Source organism: Streptomyces sp. NBC_01716 (assembly GCF_036248275.1).
Lineage (GTDB): Bacteria > Actinomycetota > Actinomycetes > Streptomycetales > Streptomycetaceae > Streptomyces.
In genome coordinates this window covers 680,881-704,710 of the sequence record NZ_CP109181.1, presented here as the reverse complement: position 1 = coordinate 704,710, position 23,830 = coordinate 680,881, and the positions used below count along the sequence as shown (strand labels likewise).

Genomic DNA, 23,830 nt, shown 5'->3' with positions numbered 1-23,830 from the left:
CGGAGCGGCGCCGGGCCGGCCGGTGAGGTCAGGGATTCGGCCGGTCAGTCGGTCTGTCGGCGGACGTCGACCTCAAGGCGGCTGAGGTCTCCTCGGTGATGCCCGGTGAACCGCTCCAGCGGTCGTCCGGCGGCGTCGTACGAGACGCTGCGCATGATCAGGACGGGAGCCCCGGCGGGCAGGCCGAGCACCTCCGCCACCTCGTCGGCGGCCACGCCGGCCTCGATGAGGCGCCGAGCGTGATCGAAACGAACACCGAACCGCTGCTCAAGCACCCCGAAAAGGGAGAGATCGTCCACATCGGCGGTGAGCAGTCCCTCACCGACGGACAGCGGGAGTTGGGTGAGGGTCAGCGCCCACGGTGCGCCGTCCATCGACCGGACGCGCTGCACCTCCACCACCATCTCGCCGACCTTGACCGCCAGGTCCTTGGCGACTGCCTCGGACGCCGGGACCAGGCCCTTGCGCCGCACAACCGTGTGATGGGTTCCCGATCCCGACTGGATGTCCTCGAAGTAGCCGATCAAGGCGTGCCCGAAGACGCTCGGGGCGTGGGTGTCCGCGACGAATGTGCCGCGACCTCTCTCGCGGCGGATGACGCCCTCGTGTTCGAGCTCGCCCATGGCCTGACGGACGACAGTGCGCGAGACGTCGTACTGCTGACACAGCTCGAAGTCGCCGGGGAGTCGATCGCCGGGTTCGAGTCCGCGGGACTGGATGTCCGCGAGGATGAGATCTTTGAGCTGCGAATAGAACGGCACCGCGGAGCGGCGATTGATGAGATCCCCGGCAGACATGGGGGCAAGCGTAGCCTGCGCCCGGGGTCGCCGAGTGGCCCGACCACCGGGGGCCGGCCGCTCGGCGCCGGGTTACGCGGACGGGCCATTCGCCGGCAGTGGCTCCAGCATGGTTTCCAGGTTCTTCCTTGCGATCTGCCGGCGGAACTCCCCTTCGTAGGAGGGGTCGCCGGCATCGTGCATCGCCTCGGTCATCCAGACCGACGACGCCTGCTGCTGCCATGTGTGGTCCAGGCAGGTCTCGGAGTAGCTGTCGAGCAGGCTGGAATCCCGCTCCGAGACCTGGTGGACGACCGCGCGGGCGAACACGTCGGCGTCGTGGAGGGCGAGACTCATGCCCTGCGCGCTCATGGGCGAGATGAGGTGTGCCGCGTCCCCGAGAAGGTAGAGCCTGCCGTGGCTCATGGGGCTGAAGGTGACACCGCGGAGCGGTACGACCTGCTTGCTCGTGATCGGGCCCTTTCGCGGCACAGGCGAGCCGAAGCGGGCTTCCAGTTCGCTCCAGACACGGTCGTCCGGCCATTGGCCGACGGTGTCGGTCAGCGGGCACTGCAGATAGAGGCGGCTCGCGTTCGGGCCGCGGGTGATCTGTGCGGCGAAACCGCGGGAGTGCACCGCCAGTACGGCCAGGGGGTCCGCCGGCACGTCGGTCATGACGGTGAGCCAGGCGTATCCGAACTCGTGGGTGGCGCTGGTGAGGACTCCGGCGGGTACGGCGGTCCGGCTGACGCCGTGGAAGCCGTCGCTGCCGGCGACGAAGTCGCAGCTGACGGTCTTCGTCGAGCCGGCGGTGTCCCGGTAGCGGACCAGGGGGTTCTCGGTGCCGAGGTCGTGCAGGGAAACGTCTTCGGCTCCGAAGCGCAGGTCGCCGCCGTACGACCAGTCGGGCCGGCTGTTCTTCGCCGACCCCGGCAACGACGAGGTCGTGCTGCCGACCGGCGGGCGGTGGATGCTCCAGCGCACCTTGCGGAGCGGCAGGCGACGGCCACGCGTCAGGTCGTACTCGATCAGGTGGTTCCGGCCCGAGGCTTCGGCGTTCGATCTGGAGATCTCACTCCACGAGCAGGACGGGCCGCCGGCACCCGGCACTGCCTGGGCGCTGACGGCCAGGCCCGGCGAGACAGTCGCGTTCTTCGACGAGGGATACGGCTACCAACCCTCGACAGGCGCCCGGTGGCAGCTACTTGCGGGTGATGAGAGCGCGCTTCCGGCGATTCTCGCGATCCTGGAGCGCTCGGCAGGAACGCTGCCCGCCGAGGTCTTCCTTGAGGTCCCCGCCGTTGAGGACATCCGCCACGACGTCGTCGCACCCCCGGGAACCACCGTCAACTGGCTGCCCCGCGACGGCGATACGAAGACCCCGGCGAAGCCGGGCTCCCTCGCTCTGGAGGCGGTGAGGAGTGCCCGGCTCCCGGAAGGGCCCTTCTACGCCTGGACCGCGGGCGAAGCGTCGCTGGCCACCGGCGTTCGCCGGCATCTCGTAGGCGAACGCGGCGTCCCCCGCTCCGACATCTCCTTCCGCGGCTACTGGAGATATGGCCGAGCCGCCCTGTAGGGCACGGACACGTCATTTCCGTGTGCGATGCCTACTCATGGCGTGTGGCATGTGACATGGTACTGCTCATTGCGACCCCCATCGAACGAGAGGCAGACCATGCCCGGCAAACAATTCGACCTCGGCGGCGTCATCGTCGCGACGACGCTGCCCTACAAGGCGGACAGCTCCGCCCCCGCGGGACTCGCCGTCGACTACGACCGCTACGCCGAGCACTGCGACTGGCTGATCGGCAACGGCTGCCGCGGTGTCGGACCGAACGGCTCGCTCGGCGAGTACTCGTCGCTGACCGACGAGGAACGGCGCCGCGTGGTCCAGGTGGCCGTGGAGGCAGTGGATGGGCGCGGACTGGTGGTGGCCGGTGTGCACGGCGCGGGCTGGCATCAGGCCAAGCGCTGGGCCGAGTTGGCCAAGGAGGACGGCGCCGACGGAGTACTCGCCCTGCCGCCGACCCTCTACCGGGCCAGTGACGAGCAGGTGGTCGACCACTACCGGCACATCGCCGAGGTCGGCCTGCCGATGATGATCTACAACAACCCGTTCGACACCAAGGTCGATCTCGTGCCCCAACTGGTCGCGCAGCTCGCCGAGATCGACGAGGTGGTGGCGGTCAAGGAGTTCAGCGGGGACGTCCGGCGGGCCTTCGAGATCAGCGAGCTCTGCGACATCGACATCATCGCGGGCGCCGACGACGTGCTCCTGGAGCTGATGCTCGACGGCGCCGTCGGCTGGTTCGCCGGGTTCCCCAACACCTTCCCGGCGGAGTCCGTCGCGATCTACGAGCACATGGCGGCCGGCCGGTACGAGCAGGCGCGGGAGCTCTACAAGCAACTGGTCACGGTCTTCCGCTGGGACTCGCGGACGGAGTTCGTGCAGGCCATCAAGTTGGGGATGGACATGGTCGGCCGGTTCGGCGGTCCGTGCCGCCCGCCACGCGGGCCGCTCACCCCGACCCACGAGAAGCAGGTGCGGGCCGCCATGGAACGCGCGATCTCCGGAATCGCCGCACTCTCCTCCGAGGAGGACTGATGGACCTGACCGAGACCTCGCCCGCCGAGCGGGCACGCGTGCTCAACGCGATAGCGGACGAACTGACGGCTGCCGCCGGCGAACTGATACCGCAGGCGATGGCCGAGACCGGGCTGGCCGAGGCGCGGCTGGCCGGGGAGTTGAAGCGTACGGTCGTGCAGCTGCGGATGTTCGCCGACGTCTGCGCCGAGGGGGAGTTCCTCGACGTACGTATCGACGAGGCCGACGCGGGATTCGTCCTGGGCCCCCGTCCCGATCTGCGGCGGTTCAATCTGCCGGTGGGTCCTGTGCTGGTGTTCGCCGCGAGCAACTTCCCGTTCGCGTTCTCGGTAGCCGGCGGTGACACGGCCTCCGCGCTCGCCGCCGGCTGTCCGGTGGTCCTCAAGGCGCACCCCGGTCACCCGCGTCTGTCGGCGCTGACCGCCGAGAAGGTGCGCTCCGCGCTGGTCAAGACCGGCCTGCCCGCGGAGACCTTCGAAGTGGTCTTCGACCAGGACGCCGCCGTAGGGCTGTTGCGCGAGGACCGGATCGCCGCGGCGGCGTTCACCGGATCATTCAAAGTCGGCCGGCTGCTCGCCGGGATCGCCGCCGGGCGCGAGCGCCCGATCCCGTTCTACGGTGAACTGGGCAGTGTGAACCCGGTCATCGTGACGCCGGGTGCGCTGGCCGAACGCGCCGACGCGATCGCGTCCGGCTTCGTCGCCAGTGTGTCCGGTTCGGCCGGGCAACTCTGCACCAAACCCGGCTTCCTGTTCCTTCCCGAGGACCACGGCCTCGCCCCGAGCCTCGGCTCGGCGGCGGACGCGGTGCCGAGCCATCCACTCCTGTACGAGGGCATAGCCGCCGGTTACACCGAGCGCCGTGCCACCGTGCTCGCCACCCCAGGAGTGTCCGTACTGGCCGAGGGAGCCGTGGAGGCCGATCCGGACGGCGGGAGCCGGGCGGCACCGACCCTGGTCGAGGTGAGCCTGGACGATCTGCTGAAGCGCCGCGGCACGCTCCTCGACGAAGCGTTCGGCCCGCTGTCGATCGTCGTGCGCTACGCCCCGGACCGGCCCGACCTGTTGGTGGAGGCGATCGGTGAGCTGTTCCCGGGCGCGCTGACGGCCACGGTGCACCGTGGATCCGGTGAGAACGACGCGTGGCTGCGCCGGCTCGTCGCGGTGCTGAGGGAACGCGTGGGCCGTTTGCTGTTCGACGGCTGGCCCACGGGTGTCGCGGTGACTCCCGCGATGCAGCACGGAGGTCCTTATCCGGCCACCACGGCCCCGGGGACGACGTCTGTAGGCACCGCCGCGATCGAGCGCTTCCTGCGGCCTGTCACCTTCCAGAACTGCCCGCCGGAGCTGCTGCCTGCGGCGCTGCGCGACGACAACCCCTGGCGGGTTCCCCAGCGCCGTGCGGCCGCCGGCGATTCGCTGAACTGGGGAAACCACTCCGCCTGAGGCAACTGGCCGAAACACAGTTGTTACCGTCGGACTCTTTCGCCGAGTGTGCAGTGTGACATATCACTGTGCCACAGCAATCAAACCGGAGGCTCTCCGATGAACAGTTTGCGCATCTCCGGCACCGTGGCACTGACTGCCACCGCCCTCCTGCTCACCGCCTGCGGAGCCGCCGATTCGGCCGGCTCGGACGGCGACACCCTCAAGGTCGCCGTGCTCGCGGCTTCCAGCCAGAACGGCTACAACCAGGCCGTCTACAAAGGCGTGAAGGAAGCCGCGGCCGCGTCCGGCAAGAAGATCGACCTGAAGCTCCTCGACGGCCAGTTCGACTCGAACACACAGCTGTCGCAGCTCCAGAACGTCACCAGCACCGGAAACTACGACGGCGTCGTCGTCGTGCCGAACGACGGTGTCGGCCTGGCAGCGGCATTCCCGCTGTCCAAGAAGATCCCCGTCGCGACGGTGCTCAACCCCGTCGGACCGGACATCAACAAGATGGAACCGCAGGTCGACGGCGTGGTCACCACCGTCGGCGTGCCCCCCGCCATGGCCGCGGAGAAGCAGGCCGACGGCGTGGTCACCTACTGCGCCGAGATCAATCCCTGCAATGCCGTACTGCTCGTCGGCAACCTGTCGACGCCGCTCGACGTGGCCCGCCGTGACGCCTACAACAAGGTGCTCGGCGCCCACCCCAACATCAAGGTGGTCAGCACGGTCGAGGGCCAGTACGACAGGGACACCTCGCTCAAGGCGATCAGCAACGTGCTCCAGGCCCACAAGGACATCAACGTCATCCTGTCGAACGCCGACCAGGAGGCCGCGGGAGCCCAGATCGCCCTCCAGAACGCGGGCATCAAGCCGAGCAGCATCTATCTGACCGGCGCCGGCGGCACCAAGGACGCCGTGGCCGCCGTCCGCGCGGGCACATGGAAGGGCGCGTACATCAACTTCCCCGCGAGCATGGGCAAGGCGGCGATGGAGGAGCTGGTGAAGGCGATGGACGGAGGCACGGCGAAGGCCGTCGTCAACGCGGACGACATCGGCGGGACCGAGCCGTACGCGACCAAGGAGACGCTGACCAAGACCCCGGACTTCACCGGCGAGTGGAACGGCTGACGCCGATGGTCACCGCCCAGCCGGTCGTCGAGCTCACCGGCATCACCAAGCGGTTCGGCGGAACAGTGGCCCTGGACGCCATCGACCTGGCGGTGCACGCGGGCAGCGTGCACGCCCTGGTCGGGGAGAACGGGGCAGGGAAGTCCACCCTCGGCAAGATCGTGTCCGGTGTCTACACGCCCGATTCCGGGCACGTCCGGGTCGACGGTCAGCCGGTCGGGCGCTGGGACACGGTACGGGCGCAGCGGCGCGGGCTCGTGATGATCGCTCAGGAGCTGTCGCTCGTACGTGATCTGACGGTGTCTCAGAATGTGTTCCTCGGTGTCGAGCAGAGCCGATTCGGCCTTCTGCGACATGACCAGGGCCGTCGGTTCGCCGAGCTCGACGAGATCACGGGGTTCGGCCTCGACCCCGACGCACGGGTCGGCGATCTGCGTATCGCCGACCAGCAGAAGGTCGAGATCCTGCGCGCGCTCGCCCGGCAGGCCAAGGTGATCGTGATGGACGAGCCGACCTCGTCGCTCACCGCACACGAGACCCGGCGGCTGCACGAGGTGATCCGCCAGCTCACCGCGCAGGGACGGGCGGTCGTCTATGTGTCGCACTTCCTCGACGCCGTGCTCGAAGTCAGCGACACCGTCACGGTGTTGCGCGACGGTCGCAAGATCCGCACGGCGCCCGCGGCGGACCAGACCAAGTCGTCCCTGGTGGAGGCGATGCTCGGCCGGGAGCTCGCCGTCTCGTTCCCGCCGCTGCCGCCCGCGCCCCGCCCGGAAGTGGCACCGCTCCTCAAGGTGGAGGCGCTGGCCAGCGAACGGGGCGTGAAGCGGGCCTCGTTCGAGGTACGGCCCGGCGAGATCGTCGGTCTGCTGGGGCTGGTCGGCTCCGGGCGCACGGAAATCGCCCGCGCCCTGATCGGCGCCGACCGGGTCACCGCCGGAACCGTCACGCTGGCCGGCCGCGCGCTCGGCCGGACGACGCCCCGGCAGAGCCGTGACGCGGGCCTGGTGCTGGTCCCCGAGGACCGGCACGGGCAGGGCCTCGTACTCCAGCGCAGCGTCACGGAGAACATGACGCTCCCCTCTCTGAGCCGTTTCTCCCGGCTCGGCGTGATCGACCGAAGGGCGGTCGGCAAACAGGTGGACGAGCTGGTCCGCCGCCTGGAACTGCGCCCGGCCAGGCCCGAGTTGCCGGTGCAGAGTTTCTCCGGCGGCAACCAGCAGAAGGCTCTGATCGCCAAGTGGCTGGTCGGTGACCCGAAGCTGGTGATTCTCGACGAGCCGACCCGCGGCGTCGACGTCGGCGCCAAGCTCGCCATCTACGAGCTCATCGCCGATCTGGCGGTCCGCGGCATCGGGGTGCTGCTTATCTCCTCGGAACACGAGGAAGTACTCGGCCTCGCCCACCGGGCCCATCTGGTCAGCCGCGGCGAGGTACTTGACGAGGTGGACCCGCGCGGCCTGGCCGTCGAAGACGTTCTCCGGCGGCTGTTCGATGTCGCGGACCCGGCCGGAACAGGCGAAGCAGGAAAGGCAAAGGAGTCCGTCCAATGACCGCCACCGAAACCTCGCGCGAGACCGGCGCGGGTGCCGCCGTCCACGGCGGCACCCCGATCGGCCCCCGTGTCATCGCCTTCGCCCGGGACTACGCGGCACTGATCCTGCTGGTCGCGGTCTTCGTGACGCTGTCGATCATCTCGTCGTCGTTCCTGTCCTTCACCAACATCATGAATATCCTCAACCAGAACGCACCGCTCGCGATCATCGCCGTGGCCGGTACGTTCGTCATCGTCTCGGGGGCGTTCGACCTCTCCACGGCGGCGATGTACTCGGTCGTCAGCGTGGTCGCCGCGTCGATCGCCACGTCCACCGGCAGCGTCTGGCTCGCCCTGCTCGCCGCACCGGTACTGGGCCTGGTGATGGGAGCGCTCAACGGGCTGGCCGTGACCCGTCTGAACGTACATTCGTTCCTCGCCACCCTCGCCTCCAGCCTTGTCTACAAGGCCGTCGCCGTGCTGGTCACCGGCGGTTCACTGATCACCGTGACCACGAGCGGCTTCTCCGAACTCGGGCGCGGCAAAGTCGCCGGGATCTTCTTCTCGGTCCTCATCCTCATCGCCGTCTTCGCCGTCGCGTCTCTGCTGCTCAACGGCACCGTCTTCGGCCGGCATGTGTTCGCCGTCGGCGGCAACCCGGAGGCGGCTCATCTCTCCGGCGTACGTGTGGACCGGGTCAAGGTCATCGTGTTCGCGCTCAGCGGTCTGGCCGTCGGCATCGCCGGCGCGATCGGCGTCTCCCGCCTCGCGTCCGGTCAGCCACAGGCGGGCACCGGGCTCGAACTACAGGCCATCGCCGCGGTCATCCTCGGCGGCAGCAGCATCTACGGAGGGATCGGCGCGGTCTGGCGCTCGCTGGTGGGTGTCTTCCTGATCGCCCTGATCGGCAACGGCTTCGACATCCTCAACGTCAATCCGCAGATGAAAGACCTGGTCACAGGCGTTATCATCCTGGCCGCGGTGGCGCTGGCAGCCGCCGACCGCCGCCGGCGCTGACCACTTCCCTGAACGCTGAAAGGTTGAACATGGCTGAAGTACGCGTCGCCGTCGATGTCGGCGGCACCTTCACCGATGTGGTGAAACTCGTCCCGCAGACCGGGGAACTGCGGTTCGAGAAGGTGGCCACCACCCCCGCCGAGCCCACCAAGGGGGTGCTCGCGGCCTTCGCCGCCGCCGAGGCGGCGCTGAGCGAGGTGACGACCTTCAACCATGGCTCCACGCTCGGCCTCAACTCGCTCCTGACCCGCACCGGCGCCAAGGTGGCGGTGGTGGCCACCGCTGGTTTCCGTGACGTCTATCTGCTCGGGCGCACCGACCGGCGGCCGATGTACGCGCTCACCTACCGCAAGCCCGAAGCCCTGTTGAAGCGGCGGGACACCTTCGAAGTGGTCGAGCGTTCGCTGTTCGACGGCAGTGTCGCGACGCCGTTCGACGAGGCCGGCGCACGTCTCGTGGCCGCCGAGATCGCCGCCGGCGGGTACCAGGCGGTCGCGGTCGCCTTCCTGCACGCGTACGCGAACCCGGCGCACGAACTCGCCATGCGCGAGGTCCTGCAAGAGGTCGCACCCGGCGTCGAAGTGACTCTGTCGCACGAACTGTCCGGCGAGTACCGGGAGTACGAGCGCACCTCGACAGCGGTACTCGACGCGTACATCAAGCCGATCATGCGGACCTACCTCGAAGCACTGACGAGGCGGCTGGACGAGGGCGGCTTCACCGGCCGGTTCCTGATGTCGCGCTCCGGCGGGGGAGCGATGACAGCGGCCGCGGCGACCCGGCAGCCGGTCAACCTGATCCTCTCCGGTCCGGCCGGCGGTGTCGTGGGCGCCGCCTCCCTGGCGAAGGTGATCGCCGTCCCCAACCTGATCACCATCGACATGGGCGGCACCAGCCTGGACGCCTCGCTGGTCCTCGACGGCGAGCCGGTGCTGCACCAGGGCGCCGAGTTCGAGGGGCTGCCCATCAACACCACGTCCCTGAACATCCACACCATCGGCGCGGGCGGTGGCTCGATCGCCTGGCTGGACGCGGCCGGTGCGCTCCAGGTCGGTCCGCAGAGTGCCGGGGCATCGCCGGGGCCGGCGGCGTACGGGCGGGGCGGCACCCGGCCCACCTTCACCGACGCCGCCCTGGTACTCGGCTACATGGGCAGTGACGTACCGCTCGGTGGCTCGCTGGTCCTCGACCAGGATCTCGCCGCCAAGTCGTTGCGGCCGATCGCCGATCAGCTCGGCATGAGCCTGCGTACGGTGGCGCGCGGCGTCATACGCATCTCGACCACCAAGATCGTCGGCGCGGTCCGGGCGATCACCGTCGAACTCGGCCGCGATCCCAAGGACTTCGCGCTGCTCTCGTTCGGTGGCGGCGGCGGGCTGGTCGCCGTGGACGTGGCCCGTGAACTCGGCATCCCGACCGTCATCGTGCCGCCGGGACAGGGCGCGTTCTCGGCACTGGGCATGCTGATGGCCGACGTGCAGCACGACTTCGCGCGCACCGATGTGCTCCCCCTGGCCTCGACGCCGGACTCGTACTTCGAAGAGGCGTTCGCCGCCATGGAGGCGGAGGCGAACACGGCCCTGGACCAGGAGGGCTTCGGCCCCGAGAGCCGCGTCCTGCACCGCTCGGTCGACCTCCGCTACTCCGGCCAGGAACACGCGGCGACGGTGCCCCACCCGGCCGAGAACGTCGCCGACAGCCTCGCGGAAAGCTTCCGCGCGCTCCACGAGCGGCTCTACGGCCATGTCATGGACGACCCGGTCGAGATCGTGACACTGCGGCTGCGAGCGGTCGGCCTGGTCGACAAGCCCGCCTGGCCCCTGCACCCGGAGCGCACCGCCGGGGAGCCGCCGGTGCTGGGCCGGCGCCAGGTCTTCGCCCACTCCGACACAGGTGTGCCCTACCGCCTGGTCAGCCGGGAGTCACTGCTGGTCGGCGACGTGATCGAGGGGCCCGCCGTGGTCGCCGAGCACACCGCCACCACCGTGTTGCACACAGGCGACCGGCTGCGCGTGGCGCGGCACGGCGAACTCGTCATCAGCGTCAAGGCCGAGGAGAAGGACCAGTGACCGACGCGATCACCCTTGAGGTCATCCGGCACGCGCTGCTAGCCACCGCCGAGGAGATGGCCCGCAACCTGTGCCGGACGGCGTACAACACCGTGGTGTACGAGATCCACGACTACGGCATCGGCGTGCACGACGCGAACGGCGACGTGGTCGCCGACGCACCCGGCATCGCGATCTTCACGCGGGGCAACGACTACGGGATCCGCCGGGCGGTCGAGCACATCGGCGCCGAGAACATGGCGCCCGGTGATGTGTTCCTGCTGAACTACCCCTACTGGTCGTCGGCGCACACACTGGACACCCTCGTCTTCGCACCGGTCCACGTCGACGAGCGGCTCATCGGCTTCGCCTCGTGCCGCATCCATGTGCTCGACCTGAAGCAGAAGAACCCCGGGTACGTGCTCGACTCGACCGACATGTACGAGGAAGGCATGTTCTTCCCGGGCTCGCGCCTCTACCGCGCGGGCGTGCCCAACCAGGAGATCTTCGACATCGTCCGCTTCAACTCGCGGATGCCGGAGAGGACCGTCGGCGACCTGCAGGCCCAGGTCTCGGCCTGCGTGACCGGAGTACGGCGTACCCAGGAACTGGCCGCCCAGCACGGCACCGACGTACTCGTCGCCGCCATGGGGTCGATCAACGACCACGGCGAGCGACTGGCCCGGCTCGCGCTGGCCCAACTGCCGCGCGGCACCTGGAGCGCCACCGACATCGTCGACTCCGACGGCATCGACACCGATCGCGAGATCCTCCTCAAGGCCACGGTCACCGTCACCGAGGACGAGTTCGTCATCGACTGGACCGGCAGCGAACGCGACGTACGCGGCCCCATCAACCTGCCGGTGGGTCAGACGATCGCGCTCTCCAGTCTCGTGTTCAAGGCGCTGACCACCCCGGACACCCCGGTGGTGGCCGGCAACTTCGCCCCGCTGCGGGTCGTCACCGACCCCGGCAGCGTCATGCACGCCGTCCCGCCGATGCCCACGTTCACTCTGTGGACCGGGCTGCTCGCCGGCGAAGTCGTCCTCAAGGCGCTGGCACAGGGCATGCCGGAGCGCATTCCCGCCTGCTCCGGTGGCGACGTCTCGTCCATGATGGGACTCGGTACGAACCCGCGGACGGGTCAGCCCTGGCTCGAAGCGACCAACGAGGCCGTCGGGTTCGGCGGACACACCGGCGGCGACGGCGAAGACGGCATCATGCACATGTCCGAGCCGGGATGCCGCAACAACCCGGTCGAGGTACTGGAACAGAAGTCGCCCATGTTCATCGAACGCTACGGCTATGTGCCGGACACCTCGGGTCCGGGCAGACATCGCGGTGGCGTCGGTGTCCAGCGCGTCTACCGGTTCACCGCGCCGTCCACCGGCATCGCGCTGGTCTACCGCACCAAGTCGGCGCCGTGGCCGATCGCCGGCGGCGAGCCCGCGGTCCCCGCCCGTATCGTGCTCAACCCCGGCACCGACCGCGAGGTCGTCACCCGCGGCAGCTACAACTCGCTCGCGGCGGGGGACGTGCTCGCCAACGTCACTGGCGGCGGGGGCGGTTACGGCCCCGCGTTCGAACGCGAGCCGGCCAAGGTCCTGGAGGACGTCATCGACGGTTTCGTGTCGGTCGAGGCGGCCCGGTCCGCCTACGGCGTCGTCATCACCGAACAGCCGTGGGCCGTCGACGAGTCGGCCACGGCACAGCTCAGGGCGGCCTCATGACCACCGCCGACGTGACTACCGCCGACGTGACCACCGTCGACCTCGTCATCACCGACGCGCTGCTGCACGAGGGCGAGCCCGCCGAGGCCGACGTGGTCGTCCACGACGGGCGGATCGTGGCCGTCGGACCCGGCGCGGGCAGGGGCCGTACCGCTTCGCGGACACTCGCCGCCGCGGGGGCCTCGCTCCTGCCGGGCCTGATCGACGCGCACTTCCACGCGTACGCGACCAGCCTCGACGCGTGGCGGCTGGAGAACGCACCGCTCAGCTACGTCGCGCTGGCCGGCGCCCGCCGGCTGAGCCGGGCGCTGCGCCGCGGGTTCACCACGGTCCGTGACGTCGCGGGGGGCGACGCGGGCCTGGACCAGGCGATCGCCGCCGGACTGATCGAGTCCCCGCGATACCTGTGGACCGGCCCGGCCATGAGCCAGACGGGCGGTCACGGCGACCCGCGTGCCGCCGACACGGACGTCTGCTTCCACTCAGGGCCCATGAACCAGGTCGTCGACGGAGTGGACGATCTGCGGGTGGCGGCGCGCGACCGGTTCCGCCGCGGCGCCCACGCCCTGAAGATCATGACCTCCGGCGGTGTGGTGTCGCCCACCGACCCGATCAGGGTGCCGCAGTACTCGGCCGAGGAGATCCGGGCGGTCACCGAGGAGGCCCGGCGCCGCGGCAGTTACGTCGCCGCACACGCCTACTCACCCGAGGCGATCCGGCACTCGATCGCCAACGGAGTGCGCTCCATCGAGCACGGCAACCTGCTGGACGAGGACACGGCCGTCGCGATGGCCGAGGCACAGGCGTTCCTCGTACCGACCCTCGCGGCCTACGACGCGATGGACAGGCGCTGGCAGGAGGTGGCCCTGAGCCCGGTGCAGCGCGCCAAGAACGCCGAGGTGCTGGACCACGGCCTCAGGTCGGTGCGGCGTGCCCAACAGGCCGGGGTACGCGTCGGTTTCGGGACCGACCTGATGGCCGATCTGGAAGACGACCAGTTGTGCGGACTGAGACTGCAGGCCGAGGCGATCGGCTGGCAGGCAGCCCTGCGCTCGGCGACCGGAGTGAACGCGGAACTCATCGGCCGGCCCGACCTGGGCCGCGTCGAGGTGGGCGCGACCGCCGACCTGCTTCTGCTGGACGGCCCGCTCACCGATGACCAGACGCTGCTCTGGGACGGGAGAAGGAACCGCACCGTGGTGCAGGGTGGAGTACTGAAATGACGACTGTTCCCGTTCTGTCGTGTCTGGTCCTGCCCGACCAGACCCCGGCGGCATTCCTTGCCCGGGTCCGTGAAGCCGAGCAGGCCGGGGTGCGTACGGTCTGGACGTACGACCATCTCTCGTGGCGCGACCTGGCCGACGGCCCCTGGCTCGCCACGGTGCCGCTGCTCGCCGCGGCGGCCGGGGCGACGTCCACCGTGCGTCTCGGCGCACAGGTGGCGACGCCCAACTTCCGGCATCCGGTGCCGTTCGCGAAGGAGGTCATGACCCTCGACCATGTGTCGGCGGGGCGGCTGGAGTTGGGGGTGGGAGCGGGCGCGGAGGACGCGGACGCACGCGTGCTCGGCCAGGCGCCGATGACCCGCAAGGAGCGCGGCAACCGCTTCGAGGAGTGGGCGACGCTGCTCGCCACGCTGCTGGAGCAGGACCGCACCGACCACCGCGGGGTCTACTACAGCGCCGAGGACGCGCGCATGATCCCGGGCTGTGTGCAGCGGCCCCGGGTGCCCCTGACCGTCGCCGCGGCGGGCCCTCGGAGCATGCGGGTGGCGGCACTTCTGGGCTCGGCCTGGGTGACGTACGGGCCGTATCGCCAGTCGCCGGCGCCACCGGAATGGCTGGCGGCGATCGCGGAGCAGAGCAGGAGCCTGGACACCGCCATCGCCGAGGTGGCGCCGGGCAAGCGGATCCGCCGCATCGCGCAGGTGGCGCTCGACGAGACGCGGCCGTTCAGGGACGCGGACACCTACCGGCAGTTCGCCCAGGATGTGGCGGCGGCGGGATTCGACGAACTCACCGTGCACTGGCCACGTTCCGACGGCCGGGGTGTGCCGGCCGCCGCCCTTGACACGGTGGTCGCCACCCACGCCGGATCCTGAGCGGTCACATCCGGCGGAGGGAAGACGCTCGGTAAGCTGTGCCATTGCACTGAGAGAGATTGGCTGTTGATTGGTGATGGGGATATTCATGGCGACTGCGGACAGCCCTCCTCTGGGGCCGCTCACACCCGGGAGCAGCCTGCGTGAGCGGGTCGAGGAGGCGATCGCCGCGGCCATCGTCTCCGGCCAGATGCCCGCCGGTGAGGTGTTCTCGGCCCCGACCCTGGCCGCTCGCTTCGGTGTCTCGGCCACGCCTGTCCGCGAGGCGATGCTCAACCTCGCCAAGCGCGGCATGGTCGACATCGTCCGCAACAAGGGCTTTCGTGTCACCGCGGTGAGCGAGGACGAACTGCGCGCGATCGTCGACGTACGCCAGCTGCTGGAAGCCCCCGCGGTCGGACGACTCGCGGGCAAGCTCCACGAGGCGGACCTGGCACATCTGCGCGGCCTGGCCGAGGAGATCGTACGGGGCGCCCGCGACGCCGACCTGGCCCACTACCTACAGGCCGACACAACATTCCACCTCACTGTGCTGAAGCTGGCCGGCAACCCGAGGCTGCACGACATCGTCGCCGACCTGCGCGCCCAGACACGGCTGACGGGCCTGGCGGATCTGGTGGCGACGGAGGAACTCCAGGCGTCCGCCCGTGAACACCTGGACCTGCTCGACCTGTTGGAGGCGGGGGCGGCCGAGGAGTGCGAGCGGCTGATGGTCAGGCACATCGGCCATGTGCTGGGCTGGTGGGCCGGGCACACGGAGGCGTAACGGGTGATGTTCCCGTGGTGCGCCCGTGAATTGCGCGGATGTGCTCAGCCGGGTCTCCGAAGCTGAGCACATCCGCGGGCTGTTACGGCCGGTCAGGCGTCCGTGGGGCGTTGCCCTTGACCAGGACGATGAGGGGGCCGTTGAAGCCGGGGCCGAAGCCTTCGGCCAGCAGGTCGTACGCCTGCCGGGAGGTGGTGGCCTCGGGGTCGTTGCCGGAGTCGGCGAAGCCCAGGCGCATGCTCAGCGCGGGTGCGGACAGGGCGAGCAGGGCGATGACGCCGACCAGGAGGGTCGGGACCGGGCGGCGCTGCACGGCCAGGGCCATGGCGCGCCAGCGGCTGCCCTCGGTCTTCCCCCTGGCGGTGGCCTTGGTGGCCTGCTTGAGGACGTGGCGCTGGATGCGTCCGCCGAAGAGTCCCAGCAGCGCGGGCAGAAGCACCAGGGAGGCGGCCATGGTGACCAGGACGGTGACGGCCACCGCGAGGGCGATGCCCTGGAGGGAGCCGAGGCCGAGGGCGACCAGGCCAAGCAGGGCGACGATGACGGTGCAGCCGGCGAAGAAGACGGTGCGGCCGGCGGAGTCGAGTGCTTTACGGGCCGCCTTGGCGGGCTGGACACCGGCCAGGAGTTCCTGGCGGTAGCGGTAGAAGATCAGCAGCGCGTAGTCGACGCCGACGCCGAGCCCCACGAGCATCAGGATGGGCGGAGTGAAGTCGGCGACGGTGAACAGGTGCGAGGCCAGGGCGATCAGGCCGATCGCACTGCCGACCGCGAAGAGCGCGGTGATCAGCGGCAGGGACGCCGCGAGCAGGGAGCCGAAGAGCAGGACGAGGATGACCAGGGCGGCCACGATCCCGGCGAGTTCGGCGGTCGGCGCCTCCTTGTCCTCTGCGTTGCGCGCGGCCTCGCCGCCGACTTCGACCTGGAGCCCCTCGGTCTCGATGTCCTGGGCGGTGTGAATGATCTTCGCGACGTCCTCCCTGGGGACGTCTTCCGTCTTGCCGTCCAGCGTCACGGACGCGTAGGCGATGGTGCCGTCCTTCGACACCGCCGAGGCGTCGGCGAACGGGCTGCGGACATCGGCGACGCCTGCCATCCCCTTCACCTGGGCCGGCATCGGAGCGACGGTGTCCTCACGGCCGGCGATGCCCTGCGGGTCCTTGAAGACGATCTCGACGCTGTCACCGGCCTGGTCCGAGCCGTGCTTCTTGAACAGGTCGGTCGCCGCCTGCGAGTCGGTGCCCGGCAGCGTGAAGTCGTTCTTGTAGGCGGAGCCTGCGGCCGTGGAGCCGAGCGTGATGGCGGCCAGAACGGCCACCCAGAGCACGATGGTGGCCCAGCGATGGCGCTGCGCCCAGCCGGCCAGGGCACCGAACCGGCTGACGCGCGCCTGGTCGGGCCGGTCCGGCGGGGGCGGGACGAAAGGCGCGGCGGAGCCGCGAGGGGAAGACACGCTATCCACCTCGAATTCCAGCGAGTGTGACCTGGTGTGAGAGCCGCGCCCACCACGGCACCGCTCACCGCGGGTACGCCGATCGCCAGGGCGGCGAAGATGCCGCCGACCGTCATGGAGAACGTTCCGGCGGCGGCAACCAGCACGATTCCGGCGGCGGTTCCCACGAGCGTGCCGACAAAGGCAGCACTGGCGCGGCCGGAAGTGGTGGGCGAAGTCATGCCCTTGATCCTGCGGTGGCGGGCCGGTCCGGGGCGTCGGCCCACGGCTGACACCACGCGTACCCCACCGGTAGTAGGCCCCGGCCGCGCCGTACCTCAGCGGATGCAAGCGGTGCCGGACCGGCTCACCCCGCGAGACCATGTCTTCGCGGCCGTGGAGTCTGCGGCGGGCGCGGACGACGGGGCATGCTCACCCTTCTCCACGGCTGCTCTTCCCCAACCGCGACGTGTCCCACCTGGCCGAGCTGCCGATCACGGCGAACACCACATTCATCCTCAAGCCGTTCCTTGAGGTACCCGAGGCTCCCACCCCTTCGCCGCGGACCCACGACGTCACGAGGGGCGACACCGTCGTCGTGACCGAGACGGGCGCCGAGCGGCTGGGGACCCGCTGGCGCGAGCTGACCGTCGTCGATGGGGCGTGACAGGGGGACCCGGGCGCGCGCGGCGCCCGCCCGCTACTTCGCCACGCTCCGGCGTGACCGAGCCGCCGTCGCCCCGCCCCCGACGTTGCGCGCGTCGATCGCGTGGAGCAGCTTCTTCAGCTCAAGCCGCTCACCGGACGCGAGCTGGGTCATCAGGCGGTCGTCCGCGATACCCACCGCCGCCTCGGCCTCCTTGAAAAGGGCCTTGCCCTTGGTCGTCAGCCGGGCGGGCAGGCTCCTGCCCGACGACACGGTCGCCGGCCGCTCGATCGCGCCCATCTCCTGGAGATCCCGCACGACCTTGTTCATCGCCTGCGGCGACACACCGGCATGGCGGGCCAGTTCCGCGTTGGACTGGGACGGGAACATGGACAGGCTGCGCATACACACGAACTCCGGCAACCCGATGCCGAGCGGCTGGAGTTCCGCCGCCGTAAGCGGACGCAGTGCGGCCATCACCTGGTAGAGCAGGAAGCCCAGCGGCTGATCTTCATCTTCACGCATATCAAGGAGTTTGACACACCCGTGCCGATCGCTCGGTGGGGGCGGTCGCCACCCGCCCCCGCATCCCGCTACGGCTTCGCCTGGACCAGCCCCGCGTCGTACGCGATGATCACGGCCTGGACGCGCTCCCTGGCCCCGATCTTGGCGAGGACCCGGCCGACGGCGACTCTTCGTGGCCCCACTGGTACCGCGGTACCAGTGGGGCCCCTGACAACGTGCGAGCCCCGCACCCCGAAGCCCGTCCCGGAATCGTCCGGTGGTCGCGGAGCCCCTCTTCACGCGGTGACAGAGCCTCGCCGAGCAGCGGCATATTGGCCGTACGCGGCAGCACGACACGCCGCCTGCTGTGCCGGAACGGGGGGAGGCATCTCCGCATCCTCCGCGTCGCTGGGCAGGTCGGTGGCGGCGATCGCCGGATGAATCACCGAGACCTGGATACCGGTGCCCGCCAGCTCCTGGCGAAGACTGTCCGAGAACGCGGACGTCGTCCTCGAACGTCGCCGATTCGACCGCGCTCACCTTTCCGATTCCGGCGTTGTTGACGAGCACGTCGATTCTTCCGAATCGGTTGACCGCGGCTTCCACGAGGGCTGCCACAGCGTCGTTCGAGGTCACGTCGGTCGGCACCGTCAGGAAGCGGGCGCGGGGTGCGGGTTGCCGAGGTACGGGAAGCGGTTCAGGGTGTCGGTGTGCGGCGTCAGGCCGGTGGGCGGGGCCTCGTTCTTGGTGAGGAACGCGACGCGGATGTCGATGACGTCTTCCGTGAACGTACGGCCGTTGGGGTACGCGGCGGGCTTGGACGGATCGAAGCGCAGCACGTCCGGCAGGATGCCGTGCTCGTCGAGCGCGGCGATCGCCTCCTCCCGCGCGTAGTCGCCGGTGTGCCCCAGCAGGTGGACGAACTGGTCCGTCCACCGCGCCCGGTCGTTGACGGGCTCGCTCGCGTTGTACTCCTCCTTGGTGTCGTCGGTGTTGAAGAAGCTGCTCACCGACGGGTGCCCGGCCCGGTCGGCGTGTACGAGTTCACCGTCGCGCAGGACACTGCACCGGCCCCAGACGTGCAGCTCGGACCGGGGCGCCAGCTCGGCGGTCGGCAGTTCGACGGCCATCGAGAAGACGTTGGCCGTGCTGTTGGAGTCGACACCGGTCCACGGGGACTCCCCGCTCAGATGCGGTTCCGTGAAATTCCGCTTGCCACTGGTGTCGAAGAGGTTCTGGATGCCGTCGAAGTCGAAGAAGAAGGCGTCACTGCGGCTGCCGGCGGCCACCTTGTAGTCGCCGCTGGTGACCACGTTGGCCTCGGTGTCGAAGGAGACCGCCGCGTCCGACACGATCTTGGTGCCGACCGCCTCGGGCTTACGGGAGTCCGGGCCGGTGGCCATGAAGACGCTGTAGGTCTGCGAGCCGTCGGCCGCCGGGCGGCTGAACACCCAGCTGAAGGCGACGTCGGTCAGGTAGTCGCCGTCGTTGTCGATGTTGAGGCGGTACACGGCGTCGGGGTGCAGGGCGTCGGCGTCGGGATTGGCGTTGAGGATGAGAACGGTCCTGCTCGGATCGCCGGGTGCCCCGAAGGCATACAGATCGCACAGATCGAGACGCTGGTCGCCGAGCGGCGCCCCAAGGCTGAGGCCGGTGAAGTGGTTGGACATGTCAGGCTTCCTCTGCTCGCTCGCCAGGAGACCACCAGGGCGCACGAACAGCCGTTACGCCGCTCGTGAGGTGCGTCCGCACCAGGGCGGTGCAGCCAAGCTAGCCCGCCACACCGGTCCGACCGCCGAAGGCGAAAGCACCGCCGTGAAATGGCCCTCGAATGGGCCACCGCGCCTGGGACCCGTACAGCAGCTCAGGGGCCGGGGCGTGTCATGCGGAGACCTGTTCCGGCTAGACGTGTGATGGGGGCGGGCGGGGTGTTACGGATTGACGTCGGGCGTCATCTCGTCCGCTACGTCGGTCGGTTCGCGACGCGTGTCGTCGAGGGACGCCTGCGTGCGGGTGAGCAGCCTTTCCAGATCGGCCAGTTGGCCTCGGTCGAGGGCTCCGAAGATCTGTCGCAGAACCTGCCGGCCGGCGTGCTCGCCGGCCGTGAGGGCCGACCGGCCCTTGTCCGTCAGTTCGACGGTCTTGCGGCGTCGGTCGGTGGGGTCGGTGGCGCGGGTGATCAGGTGGAGGCGTTCGAGAGCTTCCACGGCCTGGGTGACCGAGCGCGGTGCCTGGCCGAGCGCCTCGGCGAGTTCGGCCTGGTGCATGCCGCCGTGCGAGGCGAGCAGCTGAAGCAGTTTGGTCCGGGCCAGCGACAGTCCCGCGGCGGCCATGCGCTGGTCGACCGCGCCTCTGACCTGGTGGGCGACGGTCAGGAACCGCAGGCCCGCACGCGCTGGGTCGGTGCCGGCCGGTGGTGCTTCGTGATCGCTCATGGTGTCGGGTATCGTCGCACACGGGATTCATGAGGTACCTCATGAATGGAGTGGTGATGACCACGACCCGACCTGTTGCCGTGATCACCGGTGCGACGTCCGGACTGGGCCGCGTCACTGCCCTGGGCCTGGTACGCCGCGGCTACCGGCTGGGCATTGTGGCCCGGTCCGAGGCCAAAGCCGGAGCGCTCCTGACGGAGCTGGGGAGTGTGGCCGACGACGTACAGGCGGATGTCTTCCTCGCCGATCTCGGCCTGGTCGCGCAGGCGCGGCGGGCGGGGCGGGAGATCGCCGCGCGGTACGGGCGGGTGGACGCGCTGGTCAACAACGCGGGCCTGCACGCCTTCGGTCAGCGCACCACGGCCGAGGGCCTCGCGGAGATGACCGCGGTGAACTATCTCGGCCCCTTCGCGCTCACCGAGGAGCTGACCGGCACGCTCCGGGCGTCCGCTCCGGCGCGCGTCGTCAACGTCGCGTCGGAGGCGGCCCGGCGGGCAGGCGGCATCACACCGGCCACGGATCTGCGGTCCACCGCCCGGTACACGCGGCGCGAGTCGATGGCGCTGTACGGCCGCACGAAGCTGATGGCCATCATGTGGACCCAGGAGCTGGCCCGGCGTCTGGACACAACTCAGACCACGGTCAACTGCTGCGATCCCGGCTTCAATGTCACCGGCCTGGGACGGGACCTGCCCGGCTCCGCCGTTCTCCACCGCGTGCTGAGCACGCTCAGGGTGGGCGACCCGCGCAGGGGCGCCGGAATCATCCTGCGTCTCGTGACCGACCCGGCGTTCGCGTCGACCAGCGGCGGTTACTTCTCCGTACGCGACGCCAAGCCCTTGCAGTGCCCCGAGCCCGGACGCGGCGAGCAGGTGCAGCGCCAACTGTGGTCGGAAACGGTGTCGTTGCTCGACGGCATGCGGCCCGCGTAGCGCGTCGCGGCTGGTCTTCGCCTGACACATTCCGCCTGACCGGGCTTCCATAACCCACAGGAACAACATGCCGATTCTCTACGCGACCGCCGCACTTGCCGCGATAGCCGCCCTGACCACACTGCACCGGTACGTCTGGTGGCGCCTCGTTCGGGACACCATGCGGCGCCATTCCGTCCCATGGATCCTGGCCACCTTTGTCTTTGTCACGGGACCACTCCTGGCGGCGGGCGCCACCGCGGCCCGCCTCACCCACGCACCCTTCCGGCTCCAGCAAGTGCTGTCCTGGCCCGGCTACTTGTGGGCAGCCCTCTTTCTCTACCTGACACTCGCGTTGCTGACGGCCGAAGTCGTGCGTCCCTTGCTCCTCCGCTGAGGCGCGGTCAAGTCGCAGACCGTTACGCGCGCGAACGACGGTCCGCAGGTCCGCACGGTCCCCATACCGAGCCCCGCGTCACGGCGGGTCTTTATCGCCCGCACCGTGGGCGGCGCCTGGGCGGCGGTCGCTCTCGGCACGGTGGGGCACGGCACGTACAGCGTCCTGAAAGGCCCGCGGGTGAAACGCCTGACCATCCCGCTGGCTAAATTGCCGCGCAGCGCGCACGGCTTCCGCGTCGCGGTCGTCAGCGACCTTCATCTGGGGCCGGTCCTGGGGCGTGGCTTCACGGAGCGGGTCGTCGACACCATCAACGCGACCCAGCCCGATCTGATCGCCGTGGTCGGCGACTTGGCCGACGGCAGCGTCGAAGACCTCGCCCCTGCCGGAAGTCGCCGACCGCCGAAGCATGGAGCAGACACATCAGCGGCGGCATCCCCTTCCCGGCCCCCTGTCAGCGGACCTCGGCTTCGCCACGTACCTGAACAACCCCTAGTCTCGTCCGAGTTGACCCGCGATCAGGCGGGCAGAACGGGGAGCAGCACCATCATGAGCGGTACCGACGGGGACGGGCGCGACGAGCCGGACGGGCGGGACGACGGGGCGGACGGGGGTGTCAAGCCGCTCGCGGTGAGCGATCCCGCGCGCATCGGGCCGTATCTGCTGCTCGGGCGGCTCGGTGCGGGTGGCATGGGGCGGGTGTTCCTCGCGCGGTCGGACAACGGGCGGACCGTGGCCGTGAAGGTGGTGCACGAAGAGCATGTGTCCGACCGGCAGTTCAGGGCGCGGTTCCGGCGTGAGATCGAGGCCGCGCGGAAGGTCGGCGAGCGGTATACGGCGCCGGTGCTCGACGCGGGTCCGGCGGACGAACCGCCGTGGGTCGCCACGGCGTACGTTCCCGGACTCTCGCTGGAACAAGTCGTGCGGCTGTACGGGCCGTTGCCGGCCGCCTCCCTGCACGCCCTCGCCGACGGGCTCCTGAGGGCACTCAAGGATATTCACGGTGCCGGTATCGTGCACCGCGACCTGAAGCCGTCCAACGTGATGCTCACCGTGGACGGCACGAAAGTCATCGACTTCGGGATCGCACGAGCACTCGAAACGTCCGTGGAGTCCCTGTTGACCAGTACGGGGATGGCCATCGGCTCCCCGGGGTTCATGTCGCCCGAGCAGGTGCTCGGGGAGCGCGTGGGGGCCAAGAGCGATGTGTTCACCCTCGGGTGTGTGCTGACGTACGCGGCGACCGGCCAGCTCCCCTTCGGGCAGAGGGCCAGCAATCAGCACGCGGTGATGTTCCAGATCGTGGAGGGCGAACCCGATCTGACGCGGGTCGAGGACGCCGCGCTGCGGGCGTTCATCGCCCGGTGCCTGACGAAGGGCATCGACCAACGGCCGGACGTCGACGAGCTGTTGGCGGACCCCGAGCGGCCCCGGCCCAGCGCCGCGCGCGGCGCCTGGCTGCCTGCCGGTGTCGTCACGCACCTGGCGCAGCAGTCCGCACGGCTGCTCGACGCCGAGGCGGCGCCGGTGCGCGAGGAGCCGGTGGACGTGGAGACCGTCGGGCTGCGGCCGAAGGACGGGCCTCCCGAAATCGTCCCGCCGGACAACGACCCCGCTACCCGGCGGGAGCCGGAACGGCGGCCCCGCCGCCGCCGTACGCTCGTCGTTCTGCCCATCGTCGCGGTCATCACGGTCGGCGGCGGCTCGGTCGTCCTGCTCCAGCCCTTCGGGGACGATGACGGAACGCGCGCCAAGTCGCCGGGAAGCAGCGCGAGTGCGACTCCTGGCGGCAACAACTCGCCGAGCGCGCCCACCAGTTCGCCTGCCAAGGGAGGAGACGGGAAGGGCGGGGACGACGGCAAGGGCGAGGACGGCGAGAAGAGGCAGGTCGGCGAGGAGAAGCCGGAGGGACCGAACGCCAAGGAGAGCGGCGGCAGTTCGTCCGACGAGGTCCCTGACTCCGACAGCGGCGGCTCCGCCACCGGCGGCGGGTCGGACTCGGCAGGGTCCGCCGGCTCGGACGGCGGAGATTCGTCCGGCGCAGGAGGCACGTCCGCCGGCTCGCGCCCGCCGGCGATGACGGGCTACCGGGTCGACTACACCAACTCCTGCGTCGGCGCGTGCGACATGCCGATCAAGGTGAGCTGGTCGGCGATCCCCCGAGCGACCAGATACGACGTCCACTACACCAACAAGGGCAGCGACTTCACCGAGAAGAGCGTCGACACCACATACTCGACCGGCGGCACCAGCTACACGATCAAGGGCCCGTACTCCGGTGACGAGATCTGCGTCACGGTGCGCGCGGCCAACGAGCACGGCGCCTCCGCCTGGGCGGAGACCTTCTGCGAGACGGTGGCGTACTGA

Annotated in this window: 21 protein-coding genes and 2 pseudogenes; 16 read left to right on the top strand and 7 right to left on the bottom strand. The window is 69.8% G+C overall.

The window, feature by feature from the left end:
* Positions 1-44: 44 nt before the first annotated feature.
* Complete coding sequence (locus tag OIE74_RS03000; RefSeq protein WP_329378087.1) at positions 45-797, bottom strand: GntR family transcriptional regulator; 753 nt, start codon at positions 795-797, stop codon at positions 45-47.
* Between the two features lie 72 nt (positions 798-869).
* Positions 870-1,760: an FAD-dependent monooxygenase gene (locus tag OIE74_RS02995; protein ID WP_329378085.1), complete on the bottom strand. Its 891-nt coding sequence runs from the start codon at positions 1,758-1,760 to the stop codon at positions 870-872.
* On the opposite strand from OIE74_RS02995, the gene OIE74_RS02990 reads away from it, so the two are divergent.
* The 11 genes from OIE74_RS02990 (at position 1,723) to OIE74_RS02940 (ending at position 15,138) form a co-directional block, all read left to right on the top strand.
* Positions 1,723-2,352: a siderophore-interacting protein gene (locus tag OIE74_RS02990; RefSeq protein ID WP_329378084.1), complete on the top strand. Its 630-nt coding sequence runs from the start codon at positions 1,723-1,725 to the stop codon at positions 2,350-2,352. The genes OIE74_RS02995 and OIE74_RS02990 overlap by 38 nt on opposite strands.
* A gap of 99 nt (positions 2,353-2,451) precedes the next feature.
* A complete protein-coding gene (locus OIE74_RS02985) occupies positions 2,452-3,381 on the top strand; it encodes a dihydrodipicolinate synthase family protein (RefSeq protein ID WP_329378083.1) in 930 nt (309 codons plus the stop codon).
* Entirely contained in the window at positions 3,381-4,826 is a 1,446-nt protein-coding gene (locus tag OIE74_RS02980) for an aldehyde dehydrogenase (NADP(+)) (RefSeq protein WP_329378082.1), read from the top strand. The genes OIE74_RS02985 and OIE74_RS02980 overlap by 1 nt, the downstream gene beginning before the upstream one ends.
* A 99-nt stretch (positions 4,827-4,925) precedes the next feature.
* Positions 4,926-5,942 carry a sugar ABC transporter substrate-binding protein gene (locus OIE74_RS02975; protein WP_329378080.1) on the top strand — a complete coding sequence of 339 codons (1,017 nt, stop codon included), beginning with the start codon at positions 4,926-4,928 and terminating at the stop codon, positions 5,940-5,942.
* Positions 5,930-7,495 (top strand): sugar ABC transporter ATP-binding protein, encoded by a 1,566-nt coding sequence (locus tag OIE74_RS02970; RefSeq protein WP_329378078.1) that lies wholly within the window; start codon positions 5,930-5,932, stop codon positions 7,493-7,495. The genes OIE74_RS02975 and OIE74_RS02970 overlap by 13 nt, the downstream gene beginning before the upstream one ends.
* Positions 7,492-8,493, top strand: coding sequence for an ABC transporter permease (locus OIE74_RS02965; RefSeq protein ID WP_329378076.1), 1,002 nt, complete (start codon positions 7,492-7,494; stop codon positions 8,491-8,493). The genes OIE74_RS02970 and OIE74_RS02965 overlap by 4 nt, the downstream gene beginning before the upstream one ends.
* A gap of 29 nt (positions 8,494-8,522) precedes the next feature.
* Entirely contained in the window at positions 8,523-10,562 is a 2,040-nt protein-coding gene (locus tag OIE74_RS02960; RefSeq protein ID WP_329378074.1) for a hydantoinase/oxoprolinase family protein, read from the top strand.
* A complete protein-coding gene (locus OIE74_RS02955) occupies positions 10,559-12,271 on the top strand; it encodes a hydantoinase B/oxoprolinase family protein (protein ID WP_329378072.1) in 1,713 nt (570 codons plus the stop codon). Before OIE74_RS02960 ends, OIE74_RS02955 begins: the two co-directional genes overlap by 4 nt.
* The gene (locus OIE74_RS02950) at positions 12,268-13,494 is read left to right on the top strand and encodes a metal-dependent hydrolase family protein (RefSeq protein WP_329378069.1); all 1,227 of its coding nucleotides are present in this window, start codon (positions 12,268-12,270) and stop codon (positions 13,492-13,494) included. Before OIE74_RS02955 ends, OIE74_RS02950 begins: the two co-directional genes overlap by 4 nt.
* The gene (locus tag OIE74_RS02945; protein WP_329378067.1) at positions 13,491-14,372 is read left to right on the top strand and encodes an LLM class flavin-dependent oxidoreductase; all 882 of its coding nucleotides are present in this window, start codon (positions 13,491-13,493) and stop codon (positions 14,370-14,372) included. Before OIE74_RS02950 ends, OIE74_RS02945 begins: the two co-directional genes overlap by 4 nt.
* Before the next feature lie 88 nt (positions 14,373-14,460).
* Positions 14,461-15,138, top strand: coding sequence for a GntR family transcriptional regulator (locus tag OIE74_RS02940; protein ID WP_329378065.1), 678 nt, complete (start codon positions 14,461-14,463; stop codon positions 15,136-15,138).
* Positions 15,139-15,220: 82 nt separating this feature from the next.
* Here the strand turns inward: OIE74_RS02940 and OIE74_RS02935 are convergent, their stop codons facing one another.
* A complete protein-coding gene (locus tag OIE74_RS02935; RefSeq protein WP_443076009.1) occupies positions 15,221-16,591 on the bottom strand; it encodes an MMPL family transporter in 1,371 nt (456 codons plus the stop codon).
* A 361-nt stretch (positions 16,592-16,952) separates the two neighbouring features.
* Here OIE74_RS02935 and OIE74_RS02930 point away from each other — a divergent pair, with 361 nt between their 5' ends.
* Positions 16,953-17,237, top strand: a complete 285-nt coding sequence (locus OIE74_RS02930; RefSeq protein ID WP_329378063.1) for a hypothetical protein — start codon at positions 16,953-16,955, stop codon at positions 17,235-17,237.
* 33 nt (positions 17,238-17,270) lie between these two features.
* Here OIE74_RS02930 and OIE74_RS02925 read toward each other — a convergent pair whose 3' ends face one another.
* The 4 genes and pseudogenes from OIE74_RS02925 to OIE74_RS02910 form a co-directional block, all read right to left on the bottom strand.
* Entirely contained in the window at positions 17,271-17,741 is a 471-nt protein-coding gene (locus OIE74_RS02925; protein ID WP_329392150.1) for a MarR family winged helix-turn-helix transcriptional regulator, read from the bottom strand.
* 68 nt (positions 17,742-17,809) lie between these two features.
* A pseudogene (locus OIE74_RS02920) lies at positions 17,810-17,902 on the bottom strand (DNA-binding response regulator); the annotation flags it as partial.
* A gap of 468 nt (positions 17,903-18,370) precedes the next feature.
* Positions 18,371-19,390, bottom strand: coding sequence for a DUF4331 family protein (locus OIE74_RS02915; RefSeq protein ID WP_329378061.1), 1,020 nt, complete (start codon positions 19,388-19,390; stop codon positions 18,371-18,373).
* Positions 19,391-19,651: 261 nt separating this feature from the next.
* Positions 19,652-20,155 (bottom strand): MarR family winged helix-turn-helix transcriptional regulator, encoded by a 504-nt coding sequence (locus OIE74_RS02910; protein WP_329378059.1) that lies wholly within the window; start codon positions 20,153-20,155, stop codon positions 19,652-19,654.
* 56 nt (positions 20,156-20,211) lie between these two features.
* Here OIE74_RS02910 and OIE74_RS02905 point away from each other — a divergent pair, with 56 nt between their 5' ends.
* The 4 genes and pseudogenes from OIE74_RS02905 to OIE74_RS02895 all read left to right on the top strand — a co-directional run bounded on the left by OIE74_RS02905 (position 20,212) and on the right by OIE74_RS02895 (position 23,830).
* The gene (locus tag OIE74_RS02905) at positions 20,212-21,087 is read left to right on the top strand and encodes an SDR family NAD(P)-dependent oxidoreductase (RefSeq protein WP_329378057.1); all 876 of its coding nucleotides are present in this window, start codon (positions 20,212-20,214) and stop codon (positions 21,085-21,087) included.
* A 67-nt stretch (positions 21,088-21,154) separates the two neighbouring features.
* Positions 21,155-21,463, top strand: coding sequence for a hypothetical protein (locus tag OIE74_RS02900; RefSeq protein WP_329378055.1), 309 nt, complete (start codon positions 21,155-21,157; stop codon positions 21,461-21,463).
* Between the two features lie 75 nt (positions 21,464-21,538).
* Positions 21,539-21,842: pseudogene (locus OIE74_RS38545) on the top strand (metallophosphoesterase); the annotation flags it as partial.
* Positions 21,843-22,012: 170 nt separating this feature from the next.
* A complete protein-coding gene (locus OIE74_RS02895) occupies positions 22,013-23,830 on the top strand; it encodes a protein kinase domain-containing protein (RefSeq protein ID WP_329392149.1) in 1,818 nt (605 codons plus the stop codon).

Coding starts and splice junctions, on each gene's coding strand:
- OIE74_RS02905 (WP_329378057.1), top strand. CDS start 20,212: ATGACCACGACCCGACCTGTTGCCGTGATCACCGGTGCGACGTCCGGA.
- OIE74_RS02980 (WP_329378082.1), top strand. CDS start 3,381: ATGGACCTGACCGAGACCTCGCCCGCCGAGCGGGCACGCGTGCTCAAC.
- OIE74_RS03000 (WP_329378087.1), bottom strand. CDS start 797: ATGTCTGCCGGGGATCTCATCAATCGCCGCTCCGCGGTGCCGTTCTAT.
- OIE74_RS02965 (WP_329378076.1), top strand. CDS start 7,492: ATGACCGCCACCGAAACCTCGCGCGAGACCGGCGCGGGTGCCGCCGTC.
- OIE74_RS02975 (WP_329378080.1), top strand. CDS start 4,926: ATGAACAGTTTGCGCATCTCCGGCACCGTGGCACTGACTGCCACCGCC.
- OIE74_RS02950 (WP_329378069.1), top strand. CDS start 12,268: ATGACCACCGCCGACGTGACTACCGCCGACGTGACCACCGTCGACCTC.
- OIE74_RS02940 (WP_329378065.1), top strand. CDS start 14,461: ATGGCGACTGCGGACAGCCCTCCTCTGGGGCCGCTCACACCCGGGAGC.
- OIE74_RS02915 (WP_329378061.1), bottom strand. CDS start 19,390: ATGTCCAACCACTTCACCGGCCTCAGCCTTGGGGCGCCGCTCGGCGAC.
- OIE74_RS02945 (WP_329378067.1), top strand. CDS start 13,491: ATGACGACTGTTCCCGTTCTGTCGTGTCTGGTCCTGCCCGACCAGACC.
- OIE74_RS02930 (WP_329378063.1), top strand. CDS start 16,953: ATGTCTTCGCGGCCGTGGAGTCTGCGGCGGGCGCGGACGACGGGGCAT.
- OIE74_RS02895 (WP_329392149.1), top strand. CDS start 22,013: ATGAGCGGTACCGACGGGGACGGGCGCGACGAGCCGGACGGGCGGGAC.
- OIE74_RS02960 (WP_329378074.1), top strand. CDS start 8,523: ATGGCTGAAGTACGCGTCGCCGTCGATGTCGGCGGCACCTTCACCGAT.
- OIE74_RS02900 (WP_329378055.1), top strand. CDS start 21,155: ATGCCGATTCTCTACGCGACCGCCGCACTTGCCGCGATAGCCGCCCTG.
- OIE74_RS02925 (WP_329392150.1), bottom strand. CDS start 17,741: ATGCGTGAAGATGAAGATCAGCCGCTGGGCTTCCTGCTCTACCAGGTG.
- OIE74_RS02910 (WP_329378059.1), bottom strand. CDS start 20,155: ATGAGCGATCACGAAGCACCACCGGCCGGCACCGACCCAGCGCGTGCG.
- OIE74_RS02985 (WP_329378083.1), top strand. CDS start 2,452: ATGCCCGGCAAACAATTCGACCTCGGCGGCGTCATCGTCGCGACGACG.